Origin of the sequence: Duganella sp. 1411 (genome assembly GCF_017833525.1) — a bacterium.
GTDB lineage: Bacteria > Pseudomonadota > Gammaproteobacteria > Burkholderiales > Burkholderiaceae_D > Rugamonas.
Genome location: NZ_JAFICD010000007.1, coordinates 29,826 through 44,120, shown reverse-complemented (window position 1 = coordinate 44,120; position 14,295 = coordinate 29,826). Strand labels below are relative to the sequence as shown.

At 64.3% G+C, this 14,295-nt stretch carries 15 protein-coding genes and 1 tRNA gene; 5 read left to right on the top strand and 11 right to left on the bottom strand.

What is annotated here, in order from left to right; all coding sequences use genetic code 11:
- Positions 1-3 precede the first annotated feature (3 nt).
- Positions 4-456 carry a hypothetical protein gene (locus tag JOD97_RS27035; protein ID WP_209725461.1) on the bottom strand — a complete coding sequence of 151 codons (453 nt, stop codon included), beginning with the start codon at positions 454-456 and terminating at the stop codon, positions 4-6.
- A gap of 104 nt (positions 457-560) precedes the next feature.
- Between JOD97_RS27035 and JOD97_RS27030 the strand changes: the two genes are divergently transcribed.
- Complete coding sequence (locus JOD97_RS27030) at positions 561-1,877, top strand: BNR repeat-containing protein (protein WP_209725459.1); 1,317 nt, start codon at positions 561-563, stop codon at positions 1,875-1,877.
- A gap of 104 nt (positions 1,878-1,981) precedes the next feature.
- Complete coding sequence (locus JOD97_RS27025) at positions 1,982-3,517, top strand: S10 family peptidase (protein WP_209725457.1); 1,536 nt, start codon at positions 1,982-1,984, stop codon at positions 3,515-3,517.
- A 33-nt stretch (positions 3,518-3,550) separates the two neighbouring features.
- Here the strand turns inward: JOD97_RS27025 and JOD97_RS27020 are convergent, their stop codons facing one another.
- The 4 genes from JOD97_RS27020 to JOD97_RS27005 all read right to left on the bottom strand — a co-directional run bounded on the left by JOD97_RS27020 (position 3,551) and on the right by JOD97_RS27005 (position 5,944).
- Positions 3,551-4,048 carry a glycine zipper 2TM domain-containing protein gene (locus tag JOD97_RS27020; protein WP_209725455.1) on the bottom strand — a complete coding sequence of 166 codons (498 nt, stop codon included), beginning with the start codon at positions 4,046-4,048 and terminating at the stop codon, positions 3,551-3,553.
- Positions 4,049-4,147: 99 nt separating this feature from the next.
- Positions 4,148-4,471 carry a hypothetical protein gene (locus tag JOD97_RS27015; protein ID WP_209725453.1) on the bottom strand — a complete coding sequence of 108 codons (324 nt, stop codon included), beginning with the start codon at positions 4,469-4,471 and terminating at the stop codon, positions 4,148-4,150.
- Between the two features lie 92 nt (positions 4,472-4,563).
- Positions 4,564-5,295 carry a choice-of-anchor J family PEP-CTERM protein gene (locus JOD97_RS27010; RefSeq protein WP_209725451.1) on the bottom strand — a complete coding sequence of 244 codons (732 nt, stop codon included), beginning with the start codon at positions 5,293-5,295 and terminating at the stop codon, positions 4,564-4,566.
- Positions 5,296-5,461: 166 nt separating this feature from the next.
- Positions 5,462-5,944 carry a hypothetical protein gene (locus JOD97_RS27005; RefSeq protein WP_209725449.1) on the bottom strand — a complete coding sequence of 161 codons (483 nt, stop codon included), beginning with the start codon at positions 5,942-5,944 and terminating at the stop codon, positions 5,462-5,464.
- Positions 5,945-6,103: 159 nt separating this feature from the next.
- Between JOD97_RS27005 and JOD97_RS27000 the strand changes: the two genes are divergently transcribed.
- Positions 6,104-6,292: a hypothetical protein gene (locus JOD97_RS27000; protein ID WP_209725447.1), complete on the top strand. Its 189-nt coding sequence runs from the start codon at positions 6,104-6,106 to the stop codon at positions 6,290-6,292.
- Between the two features lie 111 nt (positions 6,293-6,403).
- On the opposite strand, the gene JOD97_RS26995 is transcribed toward JOD97_RS27000, so the two are convergent.
- Positions 6,404-6,488, bottom strand: a tRNA-Leu gene (locus tag JOD97_RS26995).
- Between the two features lie 235 nt (positions 6,489-6,723).
- On the opposite strand from JOD97_RS26995, the gene JOD97_RS26990 reads away from it, so the two are divergent.
- Complete coding sequence (locus JOD97_RS26990) at positions 6,724-7,221, top strand: hypothetical protein (RefSeq protein ID WP_209725445.1); 498 nt, start codon at positions 6,724-6,726, stop codon at positions 7,219-7,221.
- Here the strand turns inward: JOD97_RS26990 and JOD97_RS26985 are convergent.
- Positions 7,218-9,122: an AAA family ATPase gene (locus tag JOD97_RS26985; RefSeq protein ID WP_209725443.1), complete on the bottom strand. Its 1,905-nt coding sequence runs from the start codon at positions 9,120-9,122 to the stop codon at positions 7,218-7,220. The two genes, JOD97_RS26990 and JOD97_RS26985, sit on opposite strands and share 4 nt — an antisense overlap.
- Positions 9,123-9,577: 455 nt before the next feature.
- On the opposite strand from JOD97_RS26985, the gene JOD97_RS26980 reads away from it, so the two are divergent.
- Entirely contained in the window at positions 9,578-9,964 is a 387-nt protein-coding gene (locus JOD97_RS26980) for a gel scht (protein ID WP_209725441.1), read from the top strand.
- 19 nt (positions 9,965-9,983) lie between these two features.
- Here the strand turns inward: JOD97_RS26980 and JOD97_RS26975 are convergent, their stop codons facing one another.
- The 4 genes from JOD97_RS26975 to trxA all read right to left on the bottom strand — a co-directional run bounded on the left by JOD97_RS26975 (position 9,984) and on the right by trxA (position 14,118).
- Positions 9,984-11,735, bottom strand: coding sequence for a glycosyltransferase family 39 protein (locus JOD97_RS26975; protein WP_209725439.1), 1,752 nt, complete (start codon positions 11,733-11,735; stop codon positions 9,984-9,986).
- A 114-nt stretch (positions 11,736-11,849) separates the two neighbouring features.
- Positions 11,850-12,119, bottom strand: coding sequence for a type B 50S ribosomal protein L31 (locus JOD97_RS26970; protein WP_209725437.1), 270 nt, complete (start codon positions 12,117-12,119; stop codon positions 11,850-11,852).
- Between the two features lie 241 nt (positions 12,120-12,360).
- Entirely contained in the window at positions 12,361-13,623 is a 1,263-nt protein-coding gene (rho, locus tag JOD97_RS26965; RefSeq protein ID WP_090317455.1) for a transcription termination factor Rho, read from the bottom strand.
- Between the two features lie 168 nt (positions 13,624-13,791).
- Positions 13,792-14,118: a thioredoxin TrxA gene (gene trxA, locus JOD97_RS26960; RefSeq protein ID WP_209725435.1), complete on the bottom strand. Its 327-nt coding sequence runs from the start codon at positions 14,116-14,118 to the stop codon at positions 13,792-13,794.
- Between the last annotated feature and the right edge of the window lie 177 nt (positions 14,119-14,295).

Below are 14,295 nucleotides of genomic sequence, written 5' to 3'. Positions count from 1 at the left end.
GGCTTAATAATCGAACTTCTTGCTGCGCGAGGCGCTCTTGAAGAACAGCACCGGGTCGCGGTCCTCCTCGAGCTTCTGGCGCCGCTCGCGGGCCTCGCGCGCGCGTTGCGCGCGGCGCTCGTTTTGCTCGTCGATGCGCAACTGCACTTGAAACCCCTTCTTGCTGTTTTCCAGCAGCCCGAACTTTTGCCGCATCGCGGCCGCCCAGACGACGAAAATGATCAGCAGGGAGAGCAGATAGCCGGCTTGCCAGATGCCATAATTCTGACTGATGAAGGGAAACAGCGGCGCCGCGTCCTCCAGCCAGCCCTGGCCCAACACGCCCAGCACGGCCGCCGACGCGCCCAGCGCCGTCGTCTTGGTGATCAACCAGCGGCTGGCCTTGATGCGCTGCTCCCAGAACTCCAGCGGAGCGTCGAGCGGCGGGGTGTCTGGCGTGTCGAGGTCGGTTGTCATTGGGGGCGTGTTCGGGGCGAGGGCGCGGCAGGGGATATTATATGGCATATTTGCCTAATGGAAACAATGGTTGCTATTGATATGAGTCAAACAGGGATGCGCGGATGAAGAAAAGCTGCTTGCCGGCGCTGCTACTGGCCGTCTGCGTCGGCGCCGCGGCGGCCCCCGCCGGCGCGCCGACCGAATCGGTGGTGGGCCCGGGCTGGGCCAATAATTCGGTCAACGCCGTGGTGTTCCGCAAGAATTCGCTGGTCTCGGACCAGCACACGCAATACGTCGGCTACTACGACGCCGAGCGCTATCTGGTGCTGGGCAAACGCCGGCTGGGCACGTCCCGCTGGACCACCCTGCGCACGCCGTATCGCGGCAACGCGGCCGACGCCCACAACGCCATCAGCCTGATGCTCGACGGCGCCGGCTATCTGCACGTGTCGTGGGACCACCACAACAACGCGCTGCGGTACGCGCGCGGCGTCAAGCCGGGATCGCTGGAGCTGGGCCCCAAACAGGCCATGGTCGGCGCCGACGAGGATTCGGTGTCGTATCCCGAGTTTTACCGGCTGCCGGACGGCAACCTGCTGTTCTTCTATCGGCTGGGCGGGTCCGGCCGGGGCGACCTGGTGATCAACCGCTACGACACGGCGACGCGGCGCTGGGCGCGGCTGCACACCAACCTGATCACCGGCGAAGGCCGGCGCAACGCCTACTGGCAGGCCTTCCTCGACCATCGCGGCACCTTGCACCTGTCGTGGGTGTGGCGCGAATCGCCGGACGTGGCCAGCAACCACGACCTGGCCTACGCCCGCTCGCGCGACGGCGGCGTGACGTGGGAAAAGTCCGACGGCCAGCCCTACGCGCTGCCGATCAGCGCCGCCAGCGCCGAGTACGCCGTGCGGATCCCGCAAAACAGCGAGTTGATCAACCAGACCTCGATGGCGGCCGACCGCGACGGCCAGCCGTATATCGCCAGCTACTGGCGCGACGCCGGCTCGGCCGTTCCGCAATACCACGTGGTCTTCCAGGGCGCCGGCGGCTGGACGGTGCGCTCGCTCGACTTCCGCAAGACGGCGTTCTCGCTGAGCGGGCAGGGCACCAAGCGCATCCCCATCGCGCGCCCGCAAATCATGGTCGACGCCGGCCCCGGAGAGGGCAAGCCGGGCGGCCTGCTGGTGTTCCGCGACGAGGAGCGCGGCAGCCGGGTGTCGGTGGTCAGCATCAGCGATTTTGTCGCCGGCAAGTGGGAAGTCAGCGATTTGACCAGCACCTCGGTGGGCGCGTGGGAGCCCAGTTTCGATACCGAGTTGTGGCGGCGCAACGGATTGCTCAGCCTGTTCGTGCAGGACGTGCGGCAGGTCGACGGCGAGGGCCAGGCGGTGGCCCCGCCGCAGCCGGTGCGGGTGCTGGACTGGCGTCCGCGCTGAGCTGAAACACTACGTGACAAATCGCTACCGCCGGTAGCGGGTATTTTGTTGTCGTTTGGTATTTAAATGGACTACCATTGATTTTTTAACCTCAAGAGTAGCCCATGAAATCCACGCTTGCCCTCGTGCTGTTGGCCCTCAGCGCGGCCGTCTTCGCCCAGGACGCCGACGCCGACAAAGTCCCCGCGTTGGGCAAGGAGCGGGCCGCCGACCTGCAGGCCAACGAGCGCTTCATCAAGGCCGATACCCGCGTGAGCAAAACCGCGACGGTCACCATCAAGGGCAAGGCGGTGCCGTACAAGGTCACGGCCGGCACGCAGCCGGTGTGGGACAAGGACGGCAAGGTCAGCGCGACGCTGTTCTACACCTACTACCAGCGCACCGACGTCGCCGACAAGGGCAAGCGGCCGCTGGTGCTGTCGTTTAACGGCGGCCCCGGATCGGCCTCGGTGTGGATGCACGTCGCCTACACCGGCCCGAAAGCGCTCAACCTCGACGCCGAGGGCTATCCGACCCAGCCCTACGGCGTGCACGACAACCCGCATTCGATCCTCGACGTCGCCGACATCGTCTTCATCGATCCGGTCAACACCGGCTTTTCGCGCGTATTGGATGGCAAGGGCGACCGCGCGCGCTTCTTCGGCGTCAACGCCGATATCGCCTACTTGGCCGAATGGGTCTCCACCTTCGTCTCGCGCGAAGGGCGCTGGACCTCGCCCAAATACCTGATCGGCGAAAGCTACGGCACCTCGCGCGTGGCCGGGCTGGCGCTGGAATTGCAGAACGCGCAGTGGATGTACCTGAACGGCGTGGTGTTGGTGTCGCCGACGGAACTGGGTATCAAGCGCGACGGCATCGTCGCCGACGCGCTGGCGCTGCCGTACTTCGCCGCCACCGCTTGGTATCAGAAGGTGTTGCCGGCCGACCTGCAGGCGCGCGACCTGAAGGACGTGCTGCCGGAGGTCGAGGCGTTCACCGTCGACGAGCTGCTGCCGGCGACGGCGCGGGGCGGCTTTATCGATCCGCAGACCAGGGCGCGCATCGCCGCCAAATTCGCGCGCTACGCCGGCTTGTCCGAGGAGTACGTGCTGCGGAATAATCTGTCGGTGCCGGTGGAGAATTTCTGGAAGGAGCTGCTGCGCAAGCAGGGCAAGACCGTCGGCCGCCTCGACTCGCGCTATCTGGGCATCGACCGGAGCGATGCCGGCGACAAGGTCGACTACAACGCCGAGCTGACGTCGTGGCTGCATTCGTTCGCGCCGGCCATCAACCAATACCTGCGCGTGGAACTGGGCTACAAGACCGACATCAAATACAACCTGTTCGGCGACGTCCACCCGTGGGATTTCAAGAACGAGAAGACCGGCGAGAACCTGCGCCTGGCGATGGCCGCCAATCCTTATTTGAAGGTGATGATACAGTCCGGATACTACGACGGCGCCTGCACCTACTTCGACGCCAAGTACACCATGTGGCAGCTGGACCCGAGCGGCAAGATGAAAGACCGCCTGCGCTTTGAGGGCTATCGCAGCGGCCACATGATGTATCTGCGGTCGGAGGACCTGGCCAAAGCCAACGACGATCTGCGCGACTTCATCCGCCAGGCGACGCCGGCGCCCAACGCGCCGGCCAAGTACTAGTCCGGCGCCGAGGCGCCGGACGGGACCCGTCAATTACTGCTGTTGCTGGTTGCGCTTGGCGATTTCGTTGCCGGCGTAAGCGCCGCCCATCGCGCCGGCGATGGTCGCCAGCGTGCGGCCCCTGCCGTCGCCCACCTGGTTGCCCAGCAGGCCGCCGACCACCGCGCCCAGGCCGATGCCGACCGCGCTGTTCTGGGGCGCCGGAGCGCGTTGCACTGGCGCTTGCACGACACGCGGCTGGTCGTCGTCACGGCTGGCCTGGCGCGCCGGCGCATACGTGTGGTGCACAACGGTGCGGTGCTCGACGACTTGACGTGGCTGCGGTTGTGGCTGCGGCGGCTGCGCTTGCGCCGTCACCGGCTGGCTGATCTGGGCGGTGGGTGCTGCCATGTCCGGCGCCACGCTGCCTTTCGCTTGCGAGTTCGGCAGCAGGCCGAGGATGGAGGCGGCGCCGACCAGGCTGACCAAGGTCAGCGAAAACGCGGCGATCGCCAGCAGTGGGTGCATGCGGTTGGGTACGGTATGTTCCATGTTCTTTTCTCCAGATATCGCCGTGTGTGGCGCTTGCTCCCTTAACGGGGCGTGGAGCGAACCGGGTGACGCAGAAAGTGTTTCCAGAGTAAGCAGATGTTACGGCGCGTTCCTGGCGGCGTCGCGCCGCTCCAGCCATTCGCGCCCGCCGCGCTCGAGCGCCCGCTGCACCACCGCCGGCGGCAGGCTGTACACGGTCGCCCAGGTGGCCCGGCCGTCGGCCGCGTTCGACGGGAAACTGCTCGTCTCGACCGGCCAATGGTATTTGCGCTTCAGGCTTTTGATGATGGCGGCCAGCGAGGTGCGTCCCTGCAGCGGCGGGGCGCCGGTCTGGTCGCGGTCGGAAATGAGCACCGCCAGCACGGCGCCGCGCGCCGTCAACGGACCTGGAAAAGTGGGGGATTTCGGGGATTTGGTAGCCATGGCGCCATTTTATGACAGCGCGCCCGGTCCGGTGCGGACGCGACGGCGCGCGGGGCGGCCTGGCACGGCGCGTCCGCGCCGCCGCCCCCGGGTTATGCGGCGCGAGCCCGCGCTTGACGCCGGCGCATCAGCCCGACCATGCCCAGCCCGAACGCCATCATCACGTACGCGCCGGGTTCGGGGACGGCCGTGGCGGCGGCGGTGACGCGCACCGTATCGATGCCGATGTAGTTCGAATTGACCCCGAACAAACCGCCCTCGCTGACCGTGTAGCGGAACGCGAAGGCGCCGCTGGTCGGACCGGTGAGGCCGCTCAGCGTGGCGCTGTAGCGGGTCCAGTCCTCCGGATAGCCGCCGAGCGTCAGCGTGGGATTGATGCTGACCAGCAGCGTGGAGAAGCTGCCGACGCTGGTCGCCGTGGTGCCGACGTCGGTGCCGCCGACATTACTGAAGCGCACTTCCAGCCGGTCCGGCCATTCCGACGCGGGGACGGTGCGGGTGTAGAACGACAGCGTGTCGCCGTTGCTGTAGGTGGAAGTGGGCATGATCAGCCAGGTGCTGATGGTGGAGACGTCGCCGCCCGACGCGAAGTTGGCGGCGACATAGGAGTTCGGCGCGCCCTGCTGCGCCCCGAAGACCAGCTCGTTGCCCTGGAACCAGCCGATCGTGCCGGGTGGTTGACTCAGGTTGTTGACGGTCCAGCCGGCGGGAATGCCGGCGTCGAAGTTTTCCGTCAGCGGGGCGGCCCGGGCGGCACCGCCCAGGCACAAGGTCAACGTCAACGCCAAAGCTGAAACGATTGCCGGCTTAAATTTAACAGCCATCTTAACCTCCATCAATAAAGTGGAAAACGGCGAGCGGATGCGTACCGTATTGGTCAAAATAGCATGCTTAACTTATTTATATTAAGCTTAAAGCAACGTGCTTGAGCTAGATCCCGAACCCTTTCGGCTGAGGGAACCAAGCAGGCGCTGCCTCAGGCTAGGCTCATCAATGCACTTGGGCCATCTTGCTCAGCGCAACCTTCAGGCTGGCGCTGTCCAGCGAGTTGACCAGTTGCGGATGGTCGGCGAAAAAGGCCGCGACCCGTTCGACGACGCCCGGATTGTGCTGTTGCGCGGTGGCGGCGATTTCAGCGACCTGCGGCGGCGTGATGTCGGCCACCTGCGCCGGCGTCAAGGTCGCGTGGCCGTTTTGGGTGAACAGTTCGCCGACGCTGGCGGCCAGCGCGTTCAACATCGCCGGGCTGACGTCGTCCAGCAACTGGTTCAGCAGGCCCGCTTGCAACTGCGGATCGCCGCGCACGAACAGCTGGCTCACCAGTTGGCCGAAGGGCGGGGTCTCGTTCGACAGGAACGCGGCGGCCAAGCCGTGGGCGATGGACGAGCGCGGCGCGTCGCCGGCGACATGCGAGAACGCTTGTGCGACGCCTTCCGGATCGGTGGCGGTCGGATGGCCCGCGAACTGTTGCAATAAGTTTCCGAGGTCAAATCCCATGGCTGCTCCCGAGTTAAAAAGCCCAGTGTGCCTTGCCGCGGGGACGGCGTCTGTTCGGGTCTTAACGTCCCGTCGCATTCACTTGCTACATTGTTTTTATTTTTATGATAACTTACGGGGCTATTGGGAGAGCATATGCAAACAGAACAACGACACAACGCCTCGCTGAGCGCGGCGGTGGAACATGGGATTTGGCTGGCGGAGTCGCAGGGGAGCGCGATCGCGTGGGCTTACATGCAAACGTACAAGGTCCCGGCCGAGGCGATCCGCCGCGTGCTGGCGTATCCGGAAACCCGCCGCAAAAGCGACAACCACCGTCATTGAGCGGTCTGGCGCCACGGCGCCATGCAGTTCGCTGTCGGACAACAAAAAACCCGCGTGGCCTGATGGCGATGCGGGTTTTGTCGTTTGGTGGGGCAGTGTGATGCAAATTCATGGTGCCGGGAGCCGGAATCGAACCGGCACGCCTTGCGGCGCGGGATTTTGAGTCCCGTGCGTCTACCTATTCCGCCATCCCGGCAACGCGACCCGCATTATCACTGATTTGCCCACCAGCCGCAAGCCTTGATGCGCACTATTTGGTTTTTAAGCAAGGGGCCGGCCGTTCTGGCCAATCCGGCCCGGTTCGACGCAGATCAAATCCGCTGGATTTTGCCTCGATGAGCCCGTCTTTTTAGGCGCGACAATGGACGCGCGAACAACCTGCGTATTCCTGTAAACCGTATAAACTTTAATCCCGGGGGGCGTAGGGCGCTATGGAATTGTCCGAACGAGTCGATATGCTGGCGGCGCGGGTCGATGCGCTGGCCGAGCTGGTGAAGGCTGCCCACAGCGAGCAGCTGGAAGCGCATGACGAGCTGCTGACGGATCACGGCGAACGTCTGCCTGCCCTTGAACGGGTGCTGACCAACCATGGCGAGCAGATCGCCGCCTTGCGCAAGGAAGTGGCGGCGCTGACCGTTAAGGCTACCGTGCTGGAGGAGCGGCTGAATGCCTTGATGGGGCGGGTGCAGACGCTTGAGCACGAGGTCTCCCTGCTGCGCGCCGAGGTGACCGGGCTATCCGTCAGGGTCGACCATTTGTCCGCCAAAGTCGATAACATTTCAGCGAGGGTCGACCACCTCACGGTCCGGCTCGACCGGGTTGAGCACCGCCTCGGCCGCGTCGAGCTGGCGATGTGGTTGCTGGTGGCCTCCAACCTGGGCCAGTTGGCCTCCACCCTCGCCCTGTGGGGTTTCCTGCTTAATCGCTAGGCCGCCTTGATCGCGCGCTGTTGATGCTGCTGCTCCAGCAGCGCGAAGATGGCGTCCTTCGACAGCACATACTGATCCATCAACACCTCCTTGAGTTCGCTGATCTGCTCGCGGTAGTCGTTAATCGATTGCAGCGTGTACGTGTAGAGCTCGTCGGCCTTGGCCTGCACCTGGTCGAGATCGTTTTCCTTGTTCTTGAACTGCGAGTAGTCCAGCTTGGAACGCGAGTACATCGACAGCTTGTTGACCATCATGTCGAGCATCGACGTCGCCTTCTGGATGTCGTTCTGGCTGCCGACCGAGATGCCGCGCGCGCCGTAGAACAGTTCCTCCGCCGCCACGCCGCCATACAGCTGGATCACATCGCGCTCGAGTTCTTCGAGCGTGCGCAGCGCGACGTCGTCCGACGCCGACAGCACATAGCCGAGCGCGCCGAGCTTGGACACCGATTCCGTGCTGATCTTGAGCAGCGGCGAGCGCTCCTTGACCTCGGACAGCGGCAGGCCCTCGCGCAGCCACGGATCGATCTGCATGAAGAAGTGGCCCAGCTCGTGCAGCGCGACGCGTTCGCGCTGGCGGGTCTTCTCGGCCGTGGTGGCGCGGTCGGTCAGGCCGATGGTGGCGCGCTCGAAGGCGCGGAACATCAGGTCGGTGTTGATGACGGTTTTTTCCTGGATGGCGATCATGCTGGCGCGCTCGACCACGGTCTGCAGCAGCGCCGGGCTGAGGTTGGCCGTGATCTCGGCGACGTGGTCCAGGTTGAGCGCGTCCCAATCGACGCAGCCGTCGGCCTTGCGCGCCAGGAAGGAGCGCAGCAGTTCGCTGCGTTCGCCCTTGTTGGGCAGGCGGAAGTTGATCTTGACCGAGAAGCGGCGCAGCATCGCCTCGTCCATCTGCGACGAGGCGTCGTCGAAGTTGGAGGCGACCACCCAGATGACGCCGGCGCCCTTGTCGCTGCGCACGCCGTCGAGCAGGCCGAGCAGCGTGTTGGCGGTGTCGTCCTCCCATTTCTTTTCGCCGCGGCCGCGCGGCATGAACAGGCCCTGCGCCTCGTCGAGGAAGATGATGCAGCTGCCGCGCGCGCAAGCCTTGCGGTGCAGCGCGTGCAGCGCCTTGGAGCCGCCGCCGATGTAGCCCGATTCGAGCGCCGAGGCCGACGCCTGGATCAGCGGCACGTTCAGGCGCTTGGCCAGGTAGCCGGCCAGCTTGGTCTTGCCGGTGCCGGCCGGGCCGGTGAGCATGACGTTGAACGGCTTGTCGATGTCGTGCTCGCGGTAGACGGCGCGGTTGCGGATCATGTCCTCCAGGTGCAGCACTTCCTGCTTGATGTCGGCCATGCCGATCAGGTCGTCCATGCTGCCGTGCAGCTGTTCCGGATTGAGCACGGTGGCGCTGACGCCATTGCCGGGGATGCCGTGGCGCAGCATGAACAGCACCAGCCCGATCAGCAGGATATCGACCGCGTGGCGGCGCAGGAAGCCGCCGGCGCGCGCCAGCTTGCTGTCGTCCTCGTCGACCAGCACCGCCTTGTGCGACGCCAGGTAGTCCTCGCGCGCGATGGAATAGGGGATGTTGTTGCGCAGCAGTACCTCGCGCTCCAGGCTCAGGTGCGAGGTGCTGGGCACCTTGACCACGTGCAGCACCGGGTCGCCCTTGAGCTTGAAGATATAGCGCGGCGCCTCCGACAGCGGCGCGGCCACCATCAGGTATTCGAGCCGCGCGCGTTGCGTGGCCAATGCGGTGATTTGTGAAATATCCTGCGAACGCATGATCGGGCCGGCGTCCTGGGGCACGTCGGTGCGCCAGCTCAACAGCGCGGCGGCGGCGATCGCCAGCAGCGCCAGCGCGGCGCGGACGTAATTGTTGCGTAGTGCGGATTGAAGTTTGTGAAGAGTAAACATGTGCGCATCCAACCAGGAGTGGGCAGCTGTGTGTCGGGCCGGTGCGCGAGGGTGGGGCGCAGCAGTCGAGGCCGCCGTTGCCGGCGCGCGGTGTGGCGCAGCCGGGTGTTGCCAAAGGTTATCGTGGAACGAATCTTGTGAAACTAACATGCCGTGCGGCAACTCGTCCTATGCGAACTATAGCGGTCCTTTGGGGTTTTGTCTCGCGTTTGGTCAACAAAAAAGTGTGTCGCGCAACAGCCGGCGGCGGCGCGCGGCGGCCGTGCCCGAGGTTGCCCGGGCGCCATCCGTTCGTCGCCGTTTTTTGCTTTTGACGGCCGCCGTTTTACCGCCCGTCGCAAACGCCGGATATTGCCGTGGCGATTTGCTAATGTGATCACGTCAGCCGCTGAACAGCACATTCCAGCGGTGATCCCAGAGCAGTTTATTGAACCGACAACCTTACGGAGCACACCATGAAAACCACCCTGTTCAGCATCGCCGCCGCCCTTGCCCTGACCTCGATGTCCGTCGCCCACGCGCAGGACAGCAGCGTGCAGATCAAAGCCAGCACGGGCCATTACTATTTGGCGCCGAACGAGTTCGCCGACTTCAAGAAGACCTACGAACTGACCAACGGCCAGTTCCTGCAGTTCACGCAGAACGGCACCAGTTATTACACCCAGCTCGACAAGGGCGAGCGCGTGCGCATTTTCGCGGTCTCGCCGACGGTGTTCGTCACGGAGGCGGGCACGCGCATCAGCTTCACCGACCAGGGCGAGACGGTCGGCCTGAGCAACTTCGAAAAGCTGCCGATGGCCGCCAAGCTGCCGGCCAACACGATGATGATGGCGCGCCGCTGATGGCGGCGGCCGGCGCGGCCTAGTTGACCTGACCGGCCTGGTCGGCCTGATCGGCCCGGCGGTACAGGCGGAAGCGCTCGGTGCGGTCCGCCGGACGGCGTCCCTCCCAAATCAATTGCCACTGCTTGCCGCGATGTTGCGGCGCGATCTCGCGGTTGTCGCGCACCTTGGTGCTGTCCTGCAGTAGCAACAACTGGCAGCGCCCGCCCTCGACGCCGGCGAACGGCAGTTGCGCGTAGTAGGCGAACGACGCGCGTTGCGCCGGCCCCACATTGGTTTCGATGCAATCGGCCTGCGGCGGCAGCTTCTGGGCGATCTGGTGCGCCACGCTGGCGTAGCTCTTGCTGTAGTTGACATCCGGCAGGAACAAGGTCATCAGCAAGATCCAGATCAGGATCAGGCCGCCGGAGGACAGCACCACGGCGCGCCACAGCACGGTCGGCCGGCGCGACACGCGCCAGTGCACCAGCACGAACCAGCCGGCGGTGGCCAGCAGCGCCACCGGCACGGCCACCAAGCCCACCTCGGGCACGAAGCCCGGCACCAGTTTCAGCGCGTTCTTGGCCGCCTGCGCCGGCCAGCCGGTCAGCTTGGCGATCCAGAAAATCCAGATGATGGCCGCGCACAAGGTCAGCGCCATGACCGAGAACCAGTCGATGGCGTTGATGGCGCCGCGCTTCATCGTCAGCAGGCCGAACGCGGCCATGACGGCCAGCGGCGGCAGCAGCACCAGCAATTGGCCCTGCTCGGGCGTCTCGGTGGACAGGCTCAGCAGCGTGCCCATGGTGACGAAGGCCAGCGGCACGACGATGTGCAGCGCCAGGCGCTGGCGGCGCCAGGCCCACACGGCCCAGCCGGCGAACGGCCACGCCGGCCAGAAGAACCAGACGCCGACGCGGAAGAACGATTTGAAGGCGGCCAGCGTCGGTAGCGCCACCTGGTGCAGGTTCCAGTCCATCCACGCGTGCAAGGTCTGCTGGTGGTAGGGCCGCAACACCTCGGCCGGCACCAGCCACACGGCGGCGACGGCGGCTGCCACCAGCAGCGCCAGGCCGAGGTCGCGCAGCGCGCGCAGCACCGGCTGCGCCAGCAGCCGTGTGCAGGCGAACACGGCCAGCATGAGGAACACCGGTGTGACCCAGCCGCGCGTCAACGTCAGCAGGCCGATGGCCAGGCCGCTCAAGGCGGCGTTGCGCAGCGACGGCGCCTCCACGTAGCGCACGGTGCGGTACAGCATGAACGCCGTCAGCGACACCTGCAGCGCCTCGGACGTGGTCTCGTGGCTGTGCAACAGCAAGCCCAGGCAGCCGAGGTAGATCAGCGCGGCGGCGTCGGCCAGCGTGCGGCCGAAGTCGTCGGGCTCGGGCTGGCCGCCGAAGGCCAGGCGCAGCGGCTGCGCGTCCTGGCGGCGGCCCAGGTTGAAGGTGGCGAACCACAGCGACGACACGCCCAGCAGGAAGATGGCGACGGTGCCGACGCGGGCGGCCATGACGTCGCCCATCAGCCAGCCGAACAGCTTGATGCCGAGCGCGCCGATCCAGAACGCCAGCGGGCCCTCGTCGGGCATCGACAGGCCGGCGATGTTGGGCCACAGCCAGTCCTGCCAGGTGCCGTGCGCCATCGTCCACATGATGCCGAAGCTGGCGGCGTCGTCGTTCTTCCAGGGATCGCGGCCGATCAGGCCGGGCAGGATGTAGAGCAGGCCGAGGGCGAACAAGGCCCAGCGTGGCAGCGCCAGGGTGGCGGCGGCGGGAAGACGGACTGGCTTCATCGATCAGTGTGCGAATTGAGGTAGACGGGAGTATGAAGGAAAACCGCGCGCCGAGTCGGGACGGCAAACAAAAAAAGCAGCCAGAGGCTGCTTTTTTCGAATCGCGGGAAGGGATTAGCCTTGGGCGATTTGGGTCTTCGAACCCACGGCGCCGAACTTCTGGCGGAACTTCTCGACGCGACCGGCGGTGTCGACGATCTTGTGCTTGCCGGTGTAGAACGGGTGCGATTCAGCCGACACCTCGATCTTGACCAGAGGGTATTCTTTACCTTCGTGTTCAATTTTTTCGCGGGTCTGGATGGTCGAACGGGTGACGAATTTGAAGTCGCACGACAGGTCGTGGAACACCACTTCGCGGTAGTCTGGATGGATTTCTGGTTTCATGTTGAAGCCTCGGTAGGTTTGGTAGCCAAACAGCACTTCGTCGGTCGATGCAGCTTCTTGACCCGATTGCCGATCACTTGCCAGTGGTTTAGATAGTGCGACCGGGGATTATACAGCCGTAAACGGAAACAGGCAACCGAGGTTGCCTGTTTGTCATGATGCGCAGACCCTGCAACCCGCAGCCCGGGGTCGTACCCCATGGGGTACGACCCCACGTGGCCGCATTGCGGGTTTGGGGTGGTTATCCGCCCCGGCGCATCATGTCGAAGAACTCACCGTTGTTTTTGGTGGCCTTCATTTTATCCAGAATGAACTCCATCGCCTCGATCTCGTCCATCGAGTACAGCAGCTTGCGCAGGATCCAGATCTTCTGCAGCTGGTCCGGCTTGATCAGCAGTTCCTCGCGGCGGGTGCCCGATTTGTTCAGGTTGATCGCCGGGTAGACGCGCTTCTCGGCCAGGCGGCGCTCCAGGTGCACCTCCATGTTGCCGGTACCCTTGAATTCCTCGTAGATCACGTCATCCATGCGCGAACCGGTCTCGATCAGCGCGGTGGCGACGATGGTCAGCGAGCCGCCTTCCTCGATGTTGCGGGCGGCGCCGAAGAAACGCTTCGGACGCTGCAGCGCGTTGGCGTCGACACCACCGGTCAGCACCTTGCCCGAGGCCGGGATCACGGTGTTGTAGGCGCGCGCCAGGCGGGTGATCGAATCGAGCAGGATGACCACGTCTTTTTTCATCTCGACCAGGCGCTTGGCTTTTTCCAGCACCATCTCGGCGACCTGCACGTGGCGGGTGGCCGGCTCGTCGAAGGTCGAGGCGACCACTTCGCCGCGCACCGAGCGCTGCATCTCGGTCACTTCTTCCGGGCGTTCGTCGATCAGCAGCACGATCAAGGTCACGTCCGGATGGTTGGCGGTGATCGCGTGGGCGATGTGCTGCAGCAGCACCGACTTGCCGGACTTGGGCGAGGCCACCAGCAGGCCGCGCTGGCCCTTGCCGATCGGCGCGATCAGGTCGACGATGCGGCCGGTGATGTTTTCGGTGCCGTTGATGTCACGTTCCAGGCGCAGCGGCTCGTTCGGGTGCAGCGGCGTCAGGTTCTCGAACAATATGCGGTGCTTCGACGCTTCCGGCGATTCGCCGTTGACCTTGTCGACCTTGACCAGCGCGAAGTAGCGCTCGCCATCTTTCGGGGTCCGTACCTCGCCCTCGATCGAATCGCCGGTGTGCAGGTTGAAGCGGCGGATCTGCGACGGCGAGATGTAGATATCGTCGGTCGAGGCCATGTAGCTGGCGTCGGGCGAGCGCAGGAAGCCGAAGCCGTCGGGCAGCACTTCGAGGGCGCCGTCGCCGAAGATCTGTTCACCGGATTTCGCGCGCTTTTTCAGGATCGCGAACATCAGTTCCTGTTTGCGCAGACGCGCCGCGTTGTCGATATCAAGACCGATCGCCATCTCCAGCAATGCCGAGACGTGTAGGGCCTTTAATTCAGATAGATGCATATGTGTTGAGTGTCCCGTGACGGGAAAGTAAAGGTAGGGGAGGGAACTGCGTGGTGTTGTCTGTTTAATTATAAAACGGGCGTCGGTCGGGCCGCGCCATCGTTTTCTGGCTGGTAATCGACGGTGCCGCGGGCGCGGCGCCGTCGATGCAGGCAAATACTATCGTACTTAGATATTGCTGTCGATGAAAGAAGTCAGTTGACCTTTTGCCATCGCGCCCACTTTTTGCGCGGCCGGAACGCCGTTCTTGAACAGGATCAGGGTCGGGATGCCGCGGATGCCGAACTTGGCGGGCACCGCCTGGTTCGAATCGACGTCCATCTTGGCGATCAACAGCTTGCCGTCGTATTCCTTGGCCACTTCTTCCAGGATCGGGGCGATGCTCTTGCAAGGGCCGCACCATTCGGCCCAGAAGTCGACCAGCACAGGGCGGTCGGACTTGAGGACGTCCGCGTCAAAAGAAGTATCGGTGATGTGTTTGATATTTTCGCTCATATATTCCTCAATCGAGGTCTGTGGGTCAATAACGCCTGGAGATTATGCCATGTTGTCCGCAATCGCCGTCAACGTTGCCGGTTACAGGCAACAGATGGAGGCCAATTGCGCGAATTCAATGTCTTGGATGGGATGGCAACAAGGTCGGCAGGCGGGGATGGCTGAAATAATAACCCA

What these genes read in the sequence shown, in the direction of transcription:
- JOD97_RS27035 (WP_209725461.1), bottom strand. Translation starts at nt 456, where the DNA reads ATGACAACCGACCTCGACACGCCAGACACCCCGCCGCTCGACGCTCCG.
- JOD97_RS27030 (WP_209725459.1), top strand. Translation starts at nt 561, where the DNA reads ATGAAGAAAAGCTGCTTGCCGGCGCTGCTACTGGCCGTCTGCGTCGGC.
- JOD97_RS27025 (WP_209725457.1), top strand. Translation starts at nt 1,982, where the DNA reads ATGAAATCCACGCTTGCCCTCGTGCTGTTGGCCCTCAGCGCGGCCGTC.
- JOD97_RS27020 (WP_209725455.1), bottom strand. Translation starts at nt 4,048, where the DNA reads ATGGAACATACCGTACCCAACCGCATGCACCCACTGCTGGCGATCGCC.
- JOD97_RS27015 (WP_209725453.1), bottom strand. Translation starts at nt 4,471, where the DNA reads ATGGCTACCAAATCCCCGAAATCCCCCACTTTTCCAGGTCCGTTGACG.
- JOD97_RS27010 (WP_209725451.1), bottom strand. Translation starts at nt 5,295, where the DNA reads ATGGCTGTTAAATTTAAGCCGGCAATCGTTTCAGCTTTGGCGTTGACG.
- JOD97_RS27000 (WP_209725447.1), top strand. Translation starts at nt 6,104, where the DNA reads ATGCAAACAGAACAACGACACAACGCCTCGCTGAGCGCGGCGGTGGAA.
- JOD97_RS26990 (WP_209725445.1), top strand. Translation starts at nt 6,724, where the DNA reads ATGGAATTGTCCGAACGAGTCGATATGCTGGCGGCGCGGGTCGATGCG.
- JOD97_RS26985 (WP_209725443.1), bottom strand. Translation starts at nt 9,122, where the DNA reads ATGTTTACTCTTCACAAACTTCAATCCGCACTACGCAACAATTACGTC.
- JOD97_RS26980 (WP_209725441.1), top strand. Translation starts at nt 9,578, where the DNA reads ATGAAAACCACCCTGTTCAGCATCGCCGCCGCCCTTGCCCTGACCTCG.
- JOD97_RS26975 (WP_209725439.1), bottom strand. Translation starts at nt 11,735, where the DNA reads ATGAAGCCAGTCCGTCTTCCCGCCGCCGCCACCCTGGCGCTGCCACGC.
- JOD97_RS26970 (WP_209725437.1), bottom strand. Translation starts at nt 12,119, where the DNA reads ATGAAACCAGAAATCCATCCAGACTACCGCGAAGTGGTGTTCCACGAC.
- rho (WP_090317455.1), bottom strand. Translation starts at nt 13,623, where the DNA reads ATGCATCTATCTGAATTAAAGGCCCTACACGTCTCGGCATTGCTGGAG.
- trxA (WP_209725435.1), bottom strand. Translation starts at nt 14,118, where the DNA reads ATGAGCGAAAATATCAAACACATCACCGATACTTCTTTTGACGCGGAC.